Source organism: Streptomyces sp. cg36 (assembly GCF_041080675.1).
Lineage (GTDB): Bacteria > Actinomycetota > Actinomycetes > Streptomycetales > Streptomycetaceae > Streptomyces.
Genome location: NZ_CP163520.1, coordinates 577,279 through 592,842 on the forward strand (window position 1 = coordinate 577,279; position 15,564 = coordinate 592,842).

Here is a 15,564-nt window from a genome sequence, read left to right on the forward strand (position 1 = left end):
ATGATCCGGGCACACGCGGTGCGAGGGCAACGTGATTTGGACACACCAGCGGAGCTGCCCCGCCCCGGCTCACCCCCGTACCCGCCGCGCCCGCCCCCGGCGCCCGCCCACCGGACCGCCAGGGGCGAAGCCGCTGCTCAGCCGGTCGCCGCCAGGGCGCTCGCCGATGCGCCCATGGCCTTCCACACGCTTCCGCGCCCCGTCCAGCGCGATACGTCCTGCCCGTTGGAGCCGATCCGGTAGACCGACTGGGCACCCACGGCGAGGCTGACCCCCGCCTCGCCGATCGGGGTCCACGCGCCCGGTACACCCTCGTACTTGAGGGCCCGGCCGGAGCTGTCGACGGCGAAGAGTCCGGCGCCGCCCGCGTACAGTCGGCCCGCCGGGCCGCCGATCTTCTGCCAGTTGCTGCCCCTGCCGTTGCCCAGCCAGATCTCCTTGCCGTCGGGCGAGAGCCGGGCAACGTAGTCCGGCCCGACGGCGAAGTCGGAGCCGGGGCCGCCCGCGCTGAACCAGATGGTGCCGTACCCCGAGTAGCGGTTCAGGACGCCCGTCGTCGGATCGGTGGCGAAGAGTCCCGCGCCGCCGGCGTACAGCCGCGCGGCGCCCCCGCCGATGACGCTCCACTCGGCACCCACCCCGTTCCAGCGCACCACCGCGTGCCGGTCCTCCGTGATCGCGTAGAAGCCCTCGCCCGCCGTGATGAACTGCTCGCCGGGCGAGCCGATCTGGGACCAGGTACTGGAGGGTTCGTCGAACCGGAAGATGCGGCCGTCGTCGGGGTTGGTCATGAAGACACCGGCCGCACCCGCGTAGATCTTGTCGGCGGCCGGGCCGATCACCTTCCAGGAGCCGTCGCGTCCGGTCCACCGCAGGATGCTGCGCCGGTCCTGGGAGACGGCGTAGGCGGTCCCGCCCGACTGCTCGACGGGCGGGGCCGAGGGGGCCGGGGGCAGGACCACCGACCCGGTGGGCCCGGCGGTGGGGCGGGGGCGGCCCGGGCCGCCGGGCGACGGCGTGGCCCCGGGCCGCGCCCGCGACGGTGACGGGGACGGGGACGCGGTGGGGGCAGACGTCGAGGGCGACGGCGACACGCTGGGCCCGGGCCGGTCGGTCGTCCCCGGCAGTGGCTCCCGGGGGGCCGTCACGTCGTGGACGGTGGTCTCCTGGTGCCGTCCGACGACCACACCGACCAGGGCGGCGACCATCACCACCGCCAGGGCGAGGACGGCCGCGAGGAGCGCGAGCGGAAGGGCGGCGGGGTGGCGCGGGCGCGGCCCGGAACCGGCGGGAAGCGCCGGACGCGGACGGCGGCGGGCCGGGAGCCGGTCCGGCACGGCGGGCAGTCGGTCGAGGCGCTGGAGCACCACGCCCTCGACGACGTCTGCCGGGGCGCGGTCGGCCCGGGTGCGTTCCCACAGCCAGTACGCGTCCTCGCGCTGGAGTTCCACGAGGTGGTGGAGCCTGGCCAGTTCGAGGCGGAGGGCGGGGTCGGTGATCGTGGCCGCCGGGTTCTCCTCCCCCGGTGGCGGGGCGGGTAGCCGCGGCCGTCGTGCGGATTCCCGCCAGGCCCGTACGTCCGCGACGGCCCGCCGTACGTCCTCCCGCGTCGCCCGGGCGGCGATCAGCTGGTCGAGCGCCTCTTCGAGGTCCGGCCTTCCGGGCCCGGTGTCGGCGGCGTCACGCGCGGACCGGCGGTGCTGCTCCCCTGCCAGGTCAGGGGCCGGTCCGGCGGGACCACCGGCCCGGTCGTCCGCGCCGGGAACGGCCTCCGGCGCCGTCGGAGCGTCCCACCGCGTGTCGGGGTCGGCCGGTGCGAGCCCCTGACCGCGCACATCGGCTCCGGCGTGCGGCGCGGTGGACCCCACCGGGTCCGTCTGGCGCTGGAGCATCGCCATCATCGTCAGCAGTCCCTCGACCAGTCGGCCCGACTCGGCGAAGTCCTCCCGCGCCCGGCGCAGTGCGTCTTCCGCGGCCGGAGCCGGGGCGTCCGCGGCCCGCGCGGTGAGTGCCAGGGCGTGCAACCGCCGCGCCCGGTCCAGGACTTCCCGCTGCACCCGGGCGTCGCGGACGCGGTCCTTGACGACCGTGTGCAGACGGCCGAGCGGAATGATCCGGGCTCCGGAGCGGTATTCGCCCCAGACCGTCTTGCCGCCTCCGTAGCGCTGGGCCAGTTCCCGGACCGTGAGGCCGCCGGTCACCTCCCGCAGCAGCCGGGCCAAGTCGTTGGCCGCCTGCGATCTGCCCTTCGGCGCTCCTTGTGGACGCCCTGCTCTGGCCATTCGTCCCCCTGTTGTCCGCGGACAACCCCCGTCGTCCGCCCGTTCCGCGCCCTGCGCGTTCGCCAACGGGAGGATCCGGCCCGCGACCCCGCACGGCACGGTGGCGGAGTGACCGTGCCGGTCGCTCCGCGGCCTCCAAGGTCCGTACGACCAAGCTTTCGGACACCCCCCGCCAAAGCGCGCCACAGACAACACGGCCTGACCAGCCATGTCCATCACCACCGGTTTTTCCGTGTCTCGAACCCATGGGGCGGACCCGCGCGCTCCGCCGACCGGGCCCGCCGCCCCGGTTCCCGCCGCTATCACGTCGTGCCAGCTCACGTCGAACGCATCAACGGAGAAGTTCTGATGGGTCGTCACCACGGAGCCGGACATACGTATGGATGCCGTCGCGGCCACATTGGCCGGATCGGGTCTCACCGTTCCGCGGGCCACCGCCGCAGTCGCCCACGAGGACGCGAGGACGCGAGGTGAACGGCGCTCGCCCCCAAGGGGTTTGAGCACACCGGGGCGGACCGCCTCGCGGCGCCGCTCCCGGGCGGTCGCGGGCCACTCCAGACCCGTGCGAGGCGGTGGACGTAAGGTGGGCGTATTTACTCAGTCGTCCACGCACGCGTTGCGCCCTTGCGGCTCGCAGGGGTTGACAGAGAGGACCGCACCGATGACGGACGCCCGATCCGAGGCCGCGGCGGGAACCACCCAGCCCGGCTCGCCCCTCGCCTCCCCCGCCGCCGACCGGGCGACGGGCGAGTTACTCGAACTCTCCCTGGGCTATCTGTACTCGGCGGCCCTGCACACGGCCGCGCGTTTCGGCATAGCCGACCATCTGGCGGACGGCCCGCGCGACGCCGACGAACTCGCCAAGGCGGCGGGGGTCGACGCCCAGCACCTCTACCGGCTCCTGCGCTTCCTCGCCACCAAGGACGTCTTCCGCGAGGACGACGAGGGCCGGTTCCACCTCACCGCGCTGGCACAGCCGCTGCGCACGGACACCGAGCGGTCGCTGCGCGACTACATCCTGGTGCGCGGCGAGCCGGTCTTCTGGGAGTCGGCGGCCCAGCTCCACGAGGCGGTGCGGACGGGAACCACCGCCTTCGAGAACCAGTACGGCGTCCCCTTCTACGACCACGTGGCCGCCGACCCGGAGCTCGGCCGGGCCTTCAACTCCAGTATGGCCGCGTTCTCCGAGACGCTCACCAATGACGTCGTCGGGGCCTGCGACTTCTCCGGTGCGAGCACCGTCGTGGACGTGGGCGGCGGCCGGGGCGGTCTGCTGCGCGCGGTCCTGCGGCGCAACCCGCGGCTGACCGGCACCCTTTTCGACCTGGAGAGCGTGGTGGCCGGGCATGTGCTCGACACCCCCGAGCTGGCCGGCCGCTGGAGCACGCAGCCCGGCGACTTCTTCTCGTCGGTGCCGTCCGGCGCCGACGTCTACCTCCTCAAGCACGTGCTGGCCAGCTGGCCGGACGAGCGGTGCGCGGCCATCCTGCGCTCCTGTCGCGAGGCCATGCCCGCGCACGGGCGGCTGCTGGTGATCAACGCCCTGATCCCGGCGGGCAACGACCCGCACCCCGGCAAGACCATCGACATGCTGATGATGACGGTCCTCAACGGCAAGGGCCGCACCCGCGCGGAGTACGAGGCGCTGCTCGCCGCGGCGGGCTTCAGGGTCGCGCGGGTCCTGGAGCCGACCCCGCACGCGTCGGTCGTCGAGGCGGTCGTCGCGGGCTGAGGCGCGCCACGCCCGCCCGACTCCCGGGCCGGGGGCCGCACCGCGCGGCCCCCGGTCGTTCCGGCGTCCGCCGACGGGTCAGGGCTGGAGCCTGCTGATGTCCCAGCCCGCCGCCGTACGGTCGTAGCGCAGCCGCTCGTGCAGGCGGTCGGTGCCGTCGGCCCAGAACTCCACGCACTCGGGGACCAGCCGGTAGGCGGTGAAGGTCGCGGGGCGCGGCAGCGGGCGCTGGGGCGTCCCGAGCTCCCGCGCGGTGGAACGTAACGCGGCCACCTCGTCGAGTCCCTCCATCGGGCGGCTCTGGCGGGAGGCGGTGGACATGGCGTGGGTGAAGACGGGCCGCGCGAACCATATGCGGTCCGCCTCGGCGTCGGGCAACGGCTCCACCGGGCCGCCCAGGGTGATCTGCTGGCTGGTCTCGCGCCAGTAGAGGACGCCGGACGCCCAGGGGTTCTCCGCCAGTTCCCGGCCCTTCTGACTGCTGCTGTGGCTGAGGAAGACGAGGCCGTCCTGCGACACCGAGGTGAGCACCACGATGCGGGAGGAGGCGCGGCCCCGGGCGTCGGCGGTCGCCAGGGCCAGCGCGCGCGGTTCGCGCACACCGTGCGCGATGCTGCTCTCCAGCCACGAGGCCAGCAGCCCCATCGGTCCGGGCGGCGGTGTCAGGAATTCGGGGAAGGCCACCTCGATGCTGCCGGTGAGCGTCTCCGAACGGCCGCCAGCACCAATGCTGTTGGCGGCCTCGGCGGGAGGAACGGTGGTCCGGGGCAGGTCAGGCATGGGGCATCCTTTCGATTGTTTCGCCATGATGTCCTCCCGCCCCCATGCCGTCGAGATCGCAAGTGCGCCCCTCGAACACCGCCGATGGCTGGTATCCGTGGGTTACCGGGCGCTGCCGAGGTTGCGGTCGGCGTCGCCGCCGCGGAGCATCAAGGTGGTCTCCTCGATGCGGCGGAAGCGGCCGTCGGCGGCGAACTCGGCGAACACGTACACCTCCATGCTGACGGCCGAGCCGTCCGTCTTGGTGATGTCGACGGTGTGCCGGTCGGCGTAGCGGGCGCCGTCGTACAGCTCGTCGTGGACGGTGACCCGGCCGTCGGCGACGACGGTGCGCAGGTGCGCGATGTGCTCGACGAACCCGGCCCGGTCGGCCCACTCGCCGTCGGTGCGCTGGCGGTATTCCGGCGCGAAGTGACGGTCGGCCGCCTCCTCGACGGTGATGTCGCGGTTGAACAGCAGGTCGTCGAGGGCGGTGGCGATGCCGATGCGGTTCATGGTGGTTCCTTCCCCACGGAAGAGTAATGCGTGCGTCGCGCACGCTTCTGAGGGAACCGTACCAGAGGAAGCGTGCGCTGCGCACGCTATTCTTGGGGGGTGGAGAACGAAGTGGGACACGAGATCGCGGACGCGCTGGGCGTACTGCTGCGGCGCACCACCCGGGCACAGCTGCACCGGCAACTCACCGAGGGCATGGGCGAGGCGGTGGACGAGGTGACGTATCCGGTGCTCAGCGCGCTGGCCCGGACGGGGCCGCGCAGCGCCGCCGAGCTGGCCCCCGACGTCGGGATCGACCGCTCCGGCGTCACCCGCCGCGCGACGAGGCTGGAGGCCGCGGGGCTGGTGCGCCGCGAGCCGGACCCGGACGACCGGCGCGCGCAACTGCTCGTCCTGACCGAACACGGCCGGCGCACCGTCGCCGAGCTCCGCGAGCGCCTGGCCGCGCACATCACGGCCGGGCTCGCGGACTGGCCGCCCGGCGAGGCGGAGGCGTTCGCCCAGCGGCTGCGCCACTTCACGGCCGAGGGGCCCTTCACCTAGAGGGCGCGTCTTTCGCCCCTTGCCCGGAACGCGGACGGCCCACCCGCGGCGGATGCCCGCGGGTGGGCCGTGACGGCGGCGGGACTCGACGGACCCCGGGGCGCAGACCGGTTACGGGGCCATCTCGTACGCGCCGGAGAGCGCCTCCACCCGGTCCCAGACGCGCGCCGAGCGGGCCTCGTCCACGACCGGGCGGCGGACCGCGCCCAGCGCCCAGGTCTGCTGCGCCCCGGTGGCGGAGTCCTTGCCGTACAGCTCCACCGCGTGCGCGGAGAAGTCGCGTACGAGCACGGCGAACAGCTCGTCCAGCACGTCCTGGTCGAGGTGCGTGAGGCGGGCCTGCTCCAGGATCAGCTGGCCGTGGACCACCAGCGCGAAGAGCTGGCCGACGGCGAGCAGGAGGTCGAGGTCGCGGCTCTGCTCCTCGTCGGGCGCCGCCGTGGTGACGAACTCGCAGAGCGCGTCGGCCTGTTCGCGCAGGCGCGCCACGTTGGGCAGCTCGGCGTAGCCGTCGTAGGCCGCGCGCCAGTCGTGGAAGCGTACGGAGCCGAGGCCCCGGGCCGGGCCCTGACGGAAGAGGAAGTCGTCGTCGGCCGCGTCCAGGCGGGTCGGCACGGCCGGGTAGTCCACCGGCTCCAGCAGGTGGTTGCGCATGAACTTGAGGATCAGGGCGAGGTTGACGTGGACCGTGCCCTCCAGCTTCGGCAGGCCGCGGATCTCGACGGCCGCCTGCGCGAAGTAGTTGTCCTTCTCGAAGCCCTTGGCGGCGATCACGTCCCACATGAGGTCGATGACCTTCTCGCCCTCGGTGGTCACCTTCATCTTCGTCATCGGGTTGAAGAGGAGGTAGCGGCGGTCGTCCGGTCCGGCGGTGCGGAAGTAGTCGACGGCCCGGTCGCTGAAGAGCTTCATGCCGACGAGCCGGACGTACGCGTCGGTCAGCTCGCGGCGCACGTGCGGGAAGGCGGTGACGGGGCGGCCGTAGAGGACGCGGTTCTGCGCGTGGGTGACGGCCTCGTACATCGCGTGCTCGCAGATGCCGATGGAGGCGGTGCAGAGGTTGAACTTGCCGACGTTCACCGTGTTGAGGGCGGCGTCGAAGGCGGCGCGGCCGGTGTGCAGGACGTCCTCGGCGGCGACCGGGTAGTCCTCCAGGCGGAACTCGCTGACGTACTTGGAGGAGTCGACGACGTTCTTGACCAGGTGGTAGTCGGCGCGGCGGCTGTCGGCGGCGAAGAACACATACCCGTCGGGGCCCTCGACGTCGGTGCGGCGGCCGAAGACGGAGACGAGTCCGGCGGCGTTGCCGTTGCCGATGTAGTACTTGGAGCCGGTGGCCCGGAAGCCGCCGTCGCCGTCGGGCTCCAGCAGCATGTCCGTGGAGTAGATGTCGGCGCCGTGCGTCTTCTCCGACAGGCCGAAGGCGAACACCTCGCCCTGGGCGAGGAGTTCGGCCGCGCGGGCGCGCGCCGCGGCGTTGCCGCTCTGCCAGACGGGGCCGAGGCCGAGGATGGTGACCTGCCAGGCGTACCAGTAGTCGAGGCCGTAGAACCCGAAGATCTCGTTGAGCGCGGCGATGCGGGCGGTGTCCCAGCGCTGGTCCTCGCCGGAGGCGTCGGCGGCCGGGGTGAGGAAGGTGGCGAACAGCCCTTCCTTGGCGGAGAAGGCCAGGAAGTCGGCGAGCCAGGCGCGGGAGCGGTAGTCCTCGATCAGCCGGCGCTTGCCGCGCGCCTCGAACCAGTCCACGGTGGCGCGCAGCAGCCTGCGGGTCTCCGGGTCGAAGTGCGCCGGGTCGTACGTACGCGGGTTGAAGAGCAGGGCGTCGGCCATGAGGGGTCGCCTTTCGAGGGGTTCAGGGTCTGGGGGGCGTGCCGGTGGGGCGCGCGGCGGATCAGGCGGGCGGGGGCGGAGAGGACAGACGGCGGACGGTGGCGAGCACGTCGTCGAGCCAGGCGATGGTCATCCGCTCGTAGGCGATGCCGCCGCGCAGCACGACGTGCTGGAGCTCCTGACCGGTGTCGAGCGGGGCGGGCGCGTGGGGCCCGGTGAAGTCGCGCCGCTCGCCCGCGAGATAGCGGTCCAGCCGGTCGCGGTGGGCCCGGCGGTGCCGTTCGACCTCCTGGATCACGGCGGCCGGATCGTCGAAGGCCGCGCCGCGGATCTTCACGGCGAGGTCGTGGCGCAGGCTCTCGGGCTCGATCGGCTCGTGCAGCCACCGGGTGAGCGCGTCGCGGCCGGGGGCGGCGACGGAGTACTCCTTCTTGTCCGGCCGCCCCTCCTGGGCGATCTCGCGCACGGCGAGCATGCCGTCGTGCTCCATGCGCTTGAGCACGCGGTAGATCTGCTGGTGCGTCGCCGTCCAGAAGTAGCCGATGGACCGGTCGAACCGCCGGGCCAGCTCGTACCCTGAGCCCGGCTGCTCCAGCAGGGACACGAGGATCGCGTGTTCGAGCGCCATGCCGCGATCCTTCTATGCAACTAGTTGCATAGACAAGCCGCACCGCCCGAGTGAGACCCGGCTCACCCGGGCGCACGGCTCCGGCGGCCCCCTACGCCCCGCTGACCGGGCGCGGTTCGCGCCACATCGTCCACAGCACGGGGCCGTCGCCCGGCAGCGGCACCTCCTCGCGCACGGTGAAGCCGAAGTGCTCGTAGAAGGGGAGGTTGGCGGGCTTGGAGGACTCCAGATGGACCGGCACGCCCGCCGCGTCGGCCTTGGCCAGACCCGAGCGCAGCAGGGCCGCCCCGTGCCCCTGTCCCTGGGCGGCCGGGTCGGCGCCGATCAGGGCCAGCGACCAGTGCGGCTCCCGAGGGGTGTGCCCGGCGGCCGTCTCGACCGCGTCCCGGAACAGTCCGGCCCGGTCACCGAGCATGCCGAGCAGTTCCCCGATGGTGTCGGCGTCGGGCACCGCCTTCTCCTGCGCCCGCGGCGGCACCCAGAACGCCGCCACCGGGGCCGGGCCAACCCGCCCGGTCCGCCCGCCGGTTCGGGCCGGACGCGCCCCGCACTGACCCTGTTCCGGCGGCGGGGGCCGGACACGCCTCCCGCTCCCGTCCGTACCGGCAGTCGCTGGTCAGAGGGCCGGAGCGGGCCGTTAGGGTGAGCCGACAGATCATTCGAGAAAGGCCCCGCACCCCCGTGACCGCGCCCCGCCCGCACACCCTGTTCTCCTTCGGCACCCTGATGGACGGGCAGGTCCAGGCCGCGCTCTTCGGCCGGGCCGTGCCCACCTCCGCCGCCTCGCTCACCGGATACGCGACCCGGCCGCTGACGATCACCGACCCGGCCGTGATCGCCACCAGCGGCCTCGACGTGCACCTCACGCTGCGGCGCGCGTACGGCTCCGTCGTCGAGGGCGCAGTACTGCGCCTCACCGACGAGGAGCTCGCCGCGGCCGACGCCTACGAGGTGGACGACTACGCCCGCCGCCGGGTGCGGCTCACCTCCGGCGAGACCGCCTGGGCCTACCTCGACGCCGAGCCGCTGCGCGCGGCGGCCCGCATCGTGATCGTCGGCGACAGCATCGCCTACGGGCGCTGCGACCCGAGCGGCGGCTGGGCGGGCCGCCTGGCGGCGGAACACATCGCCGCCGACGAGGAGGGCAACCGGGTCTTCAACCTGGCCATCCCCGGCAGCACCCTGCTCGACGTCCGCGACCAGACCCCCGGCGTACTGGCGCCCCGACTCCCCGACACCCTGCTGGTCGCGGCCGGGATCAACGACTCGGCGCTGCCCGTCGGCGCACCGGCCGGCGACGACGCGCTCGCGCGCGTGCCGGACCACCTCGCCGCGCTCGCCGCCACGGCCCTCGGCCACGACGCGCGGCTGGTCGTCGTGGGACCGGCCTGGCTCGACGAGGAGCGCACCGGCGACTACTACGGGCTGCGGTTCACCGAGGAGCGGGCGCTGGCCCTGCGCGCGTGCGTACGGTCCTGGTGCGCGCGGAACCACGTCGACTTCCTCGACCTGTGGGAGCCCCTGCGCAAGCGCGCCGACCTGCTCGTCGACGGTCTGCACCCCGACGCGGCGGGCCACCAGGAGCTCCACCGGCACCTCACCTCCTTCGCCCGCTGACCCGGCCGCCGCGCCCGGTACCCCTCCCGGCAGCTCCGGCCCTCAGACGACGAGGGAGGTCAACGCCGCCCACAGCAGCGGCGCGTGCTCGATCCGGCCGTCGGCGCGCCAGCGGTCGAGCTGCCCGCGCTGCCAGCGGTTGAGGCACCCCACCGGGTCGCCGTCCTCGTGGGCGGCGTCCACGGCGAGGACCGCCTCCGTCAGCGGCCGTACGGCCGGGGGCAGCCCGGCGAGGCGGTGGAAGGCGAAGCTCGTGGGCAGCACCCAGCGGGTGGCGGTGACCAGTTCGGCGCCGTTGTGGAGCATCGCCGCCGCCAGCCCGAACGACTCGGCGAACCGCAGGTCGCCGCCGCTCTCGCAGCCGATCAGGGCGACCCGGCGCGGGGCGGGCCAGAGCCGTCCGCCACACTCCCCGTCGGCGCGCAGCGGCAGCGTGCCGAGCAGGAGGTCCCTGGCCGACAGCGGCCGATGGGTGCGTACCGGCTCGGCCAGACCGCGCGTATCGGCGCCGCAGCACAGATGGAGGGCGCCGTCCTCGCTCTGGCCGCCCTCGACCGGCGCCCCGCTCACATGCCCCACGTACAGGAGCCGGCGCGCCCCTCCGCGCAGCGCCTCGCCCAGCCACTCCCGGTCCAGGTCGGTGCGGCGCAGCGCCTGTTCGGGGGCGGCGACGGACGGCACGGCCGTGTCCGCGTGGCGCCGGACGAGCTCCAGCAGCTCCGGGTCCGAGCCCGGCGGCCCCAGGACCGAGCCGAGCGGCGAGTCGGCGCGGAAGCCGGGGACGCGCGGGTCGAGGACCAGGACGACTCCTTCGGCGTCCGGCTCGTCGGCCCGGCGCACGGCCTGGCGCCGCAGGGACGCGGGCGCCGTGGTCACGACGTCCGCCAGGTCGACGAGCCGGACGCCCTCGGCCACCGCGAGCAGCTCCCACGGCACTTGGGCGACCCGGGGCGAGGGCTGGATCCGTACCAGCGGACGGCCCGCCCGCGCCGAGACCTGGCGGATCTGGTCCGTCAGACCCGGCGGCCACAGCGCCTCGGCCAGCAGGTGGGCGAGCCGCTCCTCGCGCCGGGGGTCGGCGAACGCGCCCGACTCGAAGGCCCGCCGCATCCCCTCCTCCCCCTCGCCCGGACCGGGCAGCGCGTCGGCCAGCGCCGCCACGGCCCGGTCCACCTCGGCGGCGGGGCCCTGCCCCGTGCCGAACCCGCGCGCCCCGCCCGCCCATGTCCACGTCATGAACAGATCACCGGCGTCGGCGAGGCGGATCTGGACGACGGGGCGGCCCGGCAGGTCGTCGGTGCTCCAGAACGGCACCTCCTCCTCGTTCACGATCCGCCGCCGGTAGCGGGACTCGGCGGCCCCGATGTACTCCTGGAGCGCGACCCGGCCGGACTCCGGCGCCATCCGCACCCTGGGCGGCGGTGCGACGCGCAGCCCGGCCGAGGCCGCCGCCCCGGCCGCCACGCCCCCGAGCGTCACCGGGCCGCTCCCGTACGCCTTGGCGCCCGCGCCCGGGAAGAACGAGGAGGCGCCCTCCGCCCGGACCGACGCCGTACGGTCCAGGGCCAGGGAGGCGCCCGCACAGCGGTGTTCCACCAGCTCGAAGAGGAGCCCCTGGTCGCCCCGGCGCACCGCGATCCGGAACGCCAACCGCATGGCCTCGTCTGCCAGTTCCAGCCACTGGCTGCGCGCGTGGGCGGTCGCGAAGCCGTAGCGCGCGGCTTCCAGGGCCAGCGCCGCGGGCAGGGCGAGCGCGAGGGCGGTGTCGAGCAGCTGCCGCTCGTGCTCACCGTGACCCGCCCGGTTCAGACCGTCCTCAAGGAGGCGGGCGAGCACGAGGTCGACCTGGGCGCACCGCTCGTACACCTCCCGCTCCTGGTACACCGCGCGGGCCTGCTCGGCCAGCCGCCGCGTCTCGGCGAGATCGCCCCGGTCGTACGCGTGCTGGGCGCCCAGGAGTCTGGTGTCGGCGGCGGCGATCGCGGCGCCGAGCCGCTCGAACCGGGCCAGGCTCGCGTCCGCCAGCGTGCCCGCGCGGGCCGGATCGCCGCGCCGGCCGGCGAGGAAGGCGCGGGCCTGTTCGCACACGGCGAGGTCGCCGAAGCGGTGGTGCCGCTCGAAGAAGACGGACGCCTGGGCGAACAGCTCTTCCGCCAGGCCGAGTTCACCCCGGCGCATCGCGGCGTACGCCCGGTGCGCCACCAGCGCCCGCACCTCACCGGTGTCCCCCAGCGCCCGCAAGCCGTCCTCGGCGCGGGCGAAGAAGTCCTCGGCCGGTTCGAAGCGGCCCGTCGAGGCGCAGATCAGGCCGAGGGCGGTCAGCAGCCGGGGCACGGCCTCCACCACGGCCCCCGGCATCGTCGAAAGCAGCGCCGACGCGTGCTCCTCCGCCGCTCCCCACTCGGCCCGCTCCATCAGCAGATGCACCCGGTTCAGCCCGAGCTCGGCCGTGCGCAGACCTTCCGGGTCCGCGAACTCCGTGAGCGTCAGCGCCGCTTCGTCGAGCGCGGCCAGCGCCTCGTCCAGGCGTCCGGCGCGGCGCAGCAGATCGGCCCGGGCGATCAGCGTCTTGAGGAGGGTCTCCAGCCACAGCTGGCGTCCGCGCGGTCCCATGGGCGCGGTCGCGATGTCGTCGAGAAGCGCCCGGGAGCGCTCGACGGCGTCCTCGGCGGCGGCCACGTCGGTGGCGGCGAGCCGGACGCTCGCGAGGTCGGACAGCAGGTGCGCCCGCAGGAACCGTACGTCGGGCGAGTCCTCCAACGGCTCGGCCAGCACCAGCAGTTCCTCGTAGACGGCGCACGCCGCCCAGAGGTCGGCCGCCCGCTGGTGCGCCTCGGCCCGGGCGAACCCGCTGTCGAACGGCTCTCCGTACAGCGGGGTCACGGCCCGCTCCTCGATGTCCGGCACGGTCAGTAGTCCTCGTCGGTGGCGGCGGCGACGGTCTCGGCGAGGAACGGGGTCCCCGGGGTGTGGTGCGCCGAGCCGTCGGAAGGCACCGGACCGGCCGCGGCACTCAGCCGCCGCCGGGCCAGTTCGCGGACCGCGTCACGGGCGGCGCGGGCGGCCGTCCCGGCGGGGTCGTCCGGGCCCGGGTCGAAGCCGGGCAGCAGGACGCCGACCTCGATGCGCACCGGCCCGGCCCCGTCCGCCAGTTCCAGCTCCGCCCGGCCGCCCCAGCTGTCCGCCCCGCGAACGAGGGGAACCCGCAGCGGGCGGCGGCCGTCGACGCGGACTTCGGCGGCCAGGGGCACGGCGGCCGTGGGCGCCGCCGGGTGGGCGAGGGCCTCGACCTCGATCTCCCGCCGCGCGCCGAGCGCGTGGGCCGCCCAGGACACGGCGGTCTCGGCCGAGTCGAGAAGGCCGGGCGGGTAGCGGTGCCAGTCGTTGGCCCCGGTCCCCCGGGCGATCGTCCGCCCGCCCGGGTCCGGCCGACGGCCCGCCGCGAGGGCGTAGCCGCCGGGCCGCGCGAACAGGGCGCCCAGGTCGAGGTGCGCATCGACCTGGTGGTTCCGTTCCAGCTGGGCCCGCAGATGGCGCGGCCCGGGGCCGTCCAGTCCGGCGCTGTCGGCCGCGTCGTCCAGCAGCCGCAGCACGTCGGCCACCCGGTCCGCCGCGCCCGTCGGCCCGATCCCCGTGCGCCACCACCGGATCAGCGGGTCGAGGCCCGCCTCATGCTCCTCGATCAGCTCGGCCGCGCAGTCGTCGGGCTGATCGGCGCCGTCGTCGAAGAGCTGGTGGCAGTGGTGGGTGAGCGCGGCCACCTCCAGGCCGAGCAGATCCGGTGCCAGCGCCGCGATCGCGTCGATGCCCGAGGCGGGCCACCAGCGCAGCGCCCAGTGCCCGAGGCCCAGCCGGGCGGCGGCGCCCGCGAGGGCTCCGGCCGCCACCGGTACGCGCGAGGGCCCGTCCGCCGCGGTGAGGTCGTGCACGGCGGCGGCGACGCGCTCGCCGTACACCGCCCACAGCCACTGCTGGGCCCGCCCCGGGTCATGGATCCGCGCCGACGGCGGACCTCCTGCCTCCATCAGCGGCCAGGCCAGGACCGCGCCCGCGACATCGAGCACGGTCTGCGCGAAGTCGGGCGCGGGCGAAGGGAGTTCGGGGCCGGACGGCACGGGCGCGGCGGTGATCCGGACCGCGCCGTCCGCGTCCCGTACGACGTCGGCGTACCCGGCGGTCGGCGTCATCACGCGCTCCTCGGCTCGTCCGCCGCGGCGGTCGCGGTTCCCAGGTTGCGCAGGGCCGAGCGGACCCGGGCGCGGTGGTCCATCATCACCGAGCGGGCCACGCCGTCGAGCACCGCCCAGGCCGACGCGAGGTCCGTCAGCGGCGCGTCGCGCACGTCCCGCCCGTGCAGACGCACCCACAGCCGCCGCATGTAGGCGGCCCAGGGGGTGCGCAGGTCCCGGGCGAGCGCGTCGAGGACGCCGCCGTCCGGATCCGGGTGCGGGGACACGGTCATCCTGCGGGCGCGCAGGACCGAAGCCTCCCGCCGCCAGCGGCCGTTGACCGCCCGGTGGGCCGCGGTGGGGCCCACGCCCCGGCCCGTGCCCAACGGGTCCAGGCCGACGGCCAGTTGACCGCCGAGGACCACGGCGACGCGCAGGCTCTCGTCGTACAGGCCGAGCGGGGCGCAGCTGCGGCCGGTCTCCCGCTCGACCAGGCCCGGCACGGCGGGAAGTTCCTCGCGCCGGGCCGAGGACTGGAGGACCACGAAGAGCCGCTCGAAGAGCGTGCGGTCCAGGGGCGCGGGCAGCGTGGCCGTGGACGCGCCCCAGCCGACCTCCGGGCGCGGTGGCCTGCGGCGCGCGGTCAGTCCGAGGTGGGCCGGCGGGCCGTCGCACCCCCAGACGGCGCTCTCGCTGCCCCACAGGGCCCGGCCGAACCGCCCGCCGTGGCCCGCCGCGACGACGGCCGCGTACGTGTCCGGGGCGGGCGCCCCGTCCGGCGCGCCGCATGCCTCAAGGAGTTCCGCCGCCGAGGCGACCGCCGTGGCCGCGTCGTCCGCGCCCGGGTCGCGGGGGCGGTTCTCCCAGGCGGCGGCGAGCTCCCGGTCGAGCCGCGCCGAGCGGTCCGCGTCGGCCAGGTGGTCCTTCAGCGCGTCCACCGTGCGGCCGTCGGCCGTGTCCGCGATCTCCTCGACCACGGCCGCCGCCAGCTCCTGCGCACCGGCCGGGGGCGCCCCGTGCTCGGCGGCCAGCTCGAAGCAGCGCTGGAAGTACAGGTCCTGCGGGTGGCCCTGCACGATGCCCAGCGTCCGGCGGGCCTTCTTCAGCAGGGTGAACCACCGTGCCGTAGCCGTCAGGCGCGCTCCGGACTCCCGGATCAGCGCGTCCAGGTGCTCGCTCTGCCCCGGCCCGAGGAAGTCCGCCGCGAGCTCGGGCCGCAGCGCGGGCCGGACCACGAGCGGCAGCACGATCAGCTTGACCGTGCGGGTCAGCGGCGCGCCGCCGGGCCCGCTCAGCGACTCCAGGCCGCTTCCCAGGGCGCGCCAGGCGCGGTCGATCACCAGGGCGCGCGGCAGGCGCTCGCCGGTCGGCTGGCTCGGGGGCGGCATGGGAGGAGCGTACGCCGGGCGGGAACGGGCGTACGAACCTGGGATCGGTAGGCGACCGCGACCGCCTAGCGTCCCCACCATCGGGCAGGACGGCGGCGCG

General features: G+C 75.0%; 11 protein-coding genes and 1 pseudogene. 3 read left to right on the plus strand and 9 right to left on the minus strand.

All coding sequences use genetic code 11. The annotated features are described in order from the left end of the window. Positions 1-137: 137 nt before the first annotated feature. On the minus strand, positions 138-2,282 hold the full coding sequence (locus AB5J87_RS02555) for a hypothetical protein (RefSeq protein ID WP_369373421.1): 2,145 nt from the start codon (positions 2,280-2,282) through the stop codon (positions 138-140). A 661-nt stretch (positions 2,283-2,943) separates the two neighbouring features. Between AB5J87_RS02555 and AB5J87_RS02560 the strand changes: the two genes are divergently transcribed. Further along, on the plus strand, positions 2,944-4,014 hold the full coding sequence (locus AB5J87_RS02560) for a methyltransferase (protein WP_369373423.1): 1,071 nt from the start codon (positions 2,944-2,946) through the stop codon (positions 4,012-4,014). A gap of 78 nt (positions 4,015-4,092) precedes the next feature. Here AB5J87_RS02560 and phzG read toward each other — a convergent pair whose 3' ends face one another. Next, complete coding sequence (gene phzG / locus AB5J87_RS02565; protein WP_369373425.1) at positions 4,093-4,794, minus strand: phenazine biosynthesis FMN-dependent oxidase PhzG; 702 nt, start codon at positions 4,792-4,794, stop codon at positions 4,093-4,095. A 102-nt stretch (positions 4,795-4,896) separates the two neighbouring features. Beyond that, positions 4,897-5,289 (minus strand): nuclear transport factor 2 family protein, encoded by a 393-nt coding sequence (locus tag AB5J87_RS02570; RefSeq protein WP_369373427.1) that lies wholly within the window; start codon positions 5,287-5,289, stop codon positions 4,897-4,899. Between the two features lie 99 nt (positions 5,290-5,388). Here AB5J87_RS02570 and AB5J87_RS02575 point away from each other — a divergent pair, with 99 nt between their 5' ends. Further along, positions 5,389-5,832, plus strand: a complete 444-nt coding sequence (locus tag AB5J87_RS02575; RefSeq protein ID WP_369373429.1) for a MarR family winged helix-turn-helix transcriptional regulator — start codon at positions 5,389-5,391, stop codon at positions 5,830-5,832. Positions 5,833-5,943: 111 nt separating this feature from the next. Here the strand turns inward: AB5J87_RS02575 and AB5J87_RS02580 are convergent, their stop codons facing one another. The 3 genes and pseudogenes from AB5J87_RS02580 to AB5J87_RS02590 form a co-directional block, all read right to left on the minus strand. Beyond that, the gene (locus tag AB5J87_RS02580; RefSeq protein WP_369373431.1) at positions 5,944-7,662 is read right to left on the minus strand and encodes an acyl-CoA dehydrogenase family protein; all 1,719 of its coding nucleotides are present in this window, start codon (positions 7,660-7,662) and stop codon (positions 5,944-5,946) included. 61 nt (positions 7,663-7,723) lie between these two features. Continuing rightward, positions 7,724-8,290, minus strand: coding sequence for a PadR family transcriptional regulator (locus tag AB5J87_RS02585; RefSeq protein WP_369373433.1), 567 nt, complete (start codon positions 8,288-8,290; stop codon positions 7,724-7,726). Between the two features lie 91 nt (positions 8,291-8,381). Beyond that, positions 8,382-8,780, minus strand: a pseudogene (locus AB5J87_RS02590) (GNAT family N-acetyltransferase); the annotation flags it as partial. A 191-nt stretch (positions 8,781-8,971) separates the two neighbouring features. Here AB5J87_RS02590 and AB5J87_RS02595 point away from each other — a divergent pair. After that, positions 8,972-9,907: a GDSL-type esterase/lipase family protein gene (locus AB5J87_RS02595; RefSeq protein WP_369373435.1), complete on the plus strand. Its 936-nt coding sequence runs from the start codon at positions 8,972-8,974 to the stop codon at positions 9,905-9,907. A 42-nt stretch (positions 9,908-9,949) separates the two neighbouring features. Here the strand turns inward: AB5J87_RS02595 and AB5J87_RS02600 are convergent, their stop codons facing one another. The 3 genes from AB5J87_RS02600 to AB5J87_RS02610 are packed head-to-tail and all read right to left on the minus strand — an operon-like array spanning position 9,950 to position 15,464. Next, positions 9,950-12,814 (minus strand): CHAT domain-containing protein, encoded by a 2,865-nt coding sequence (locus AB5J87_RS02600; RefSeq protein WP_369373437.1) that lies wholly within the window; start codon positions 12,812-12,814, stop codon positions 9,950-9,952. 2 nt (positions 12,815-12,816) lie between these two features. Continuing rightward, entirely contained in the window at positions 12,817-14,094 is a 1,278-nt protein-coding gene (locus AB5J87_RS02605) for a hypothetical protein (RefSeq protein WP_369373439.1), read from the minus strand. Next, on the minus strand, positions 14,094-15,464 hold the full coding sequence (locus AB5J87_RS02610) for a hypothetical protein (protein ID WP_369373441.1): 1,371 nt from the start codon (positions 15,462-15,464) through the stop codon (positions 14,094-14,096). The genes AB5J87_RS02605 and AB5J87_RS02610 overlap by 1 nt, the downstream gene beginning before the upstream one ends. Between the last annotated feature and the right edge of the window lie 100 nt (positions 15,465-15,564).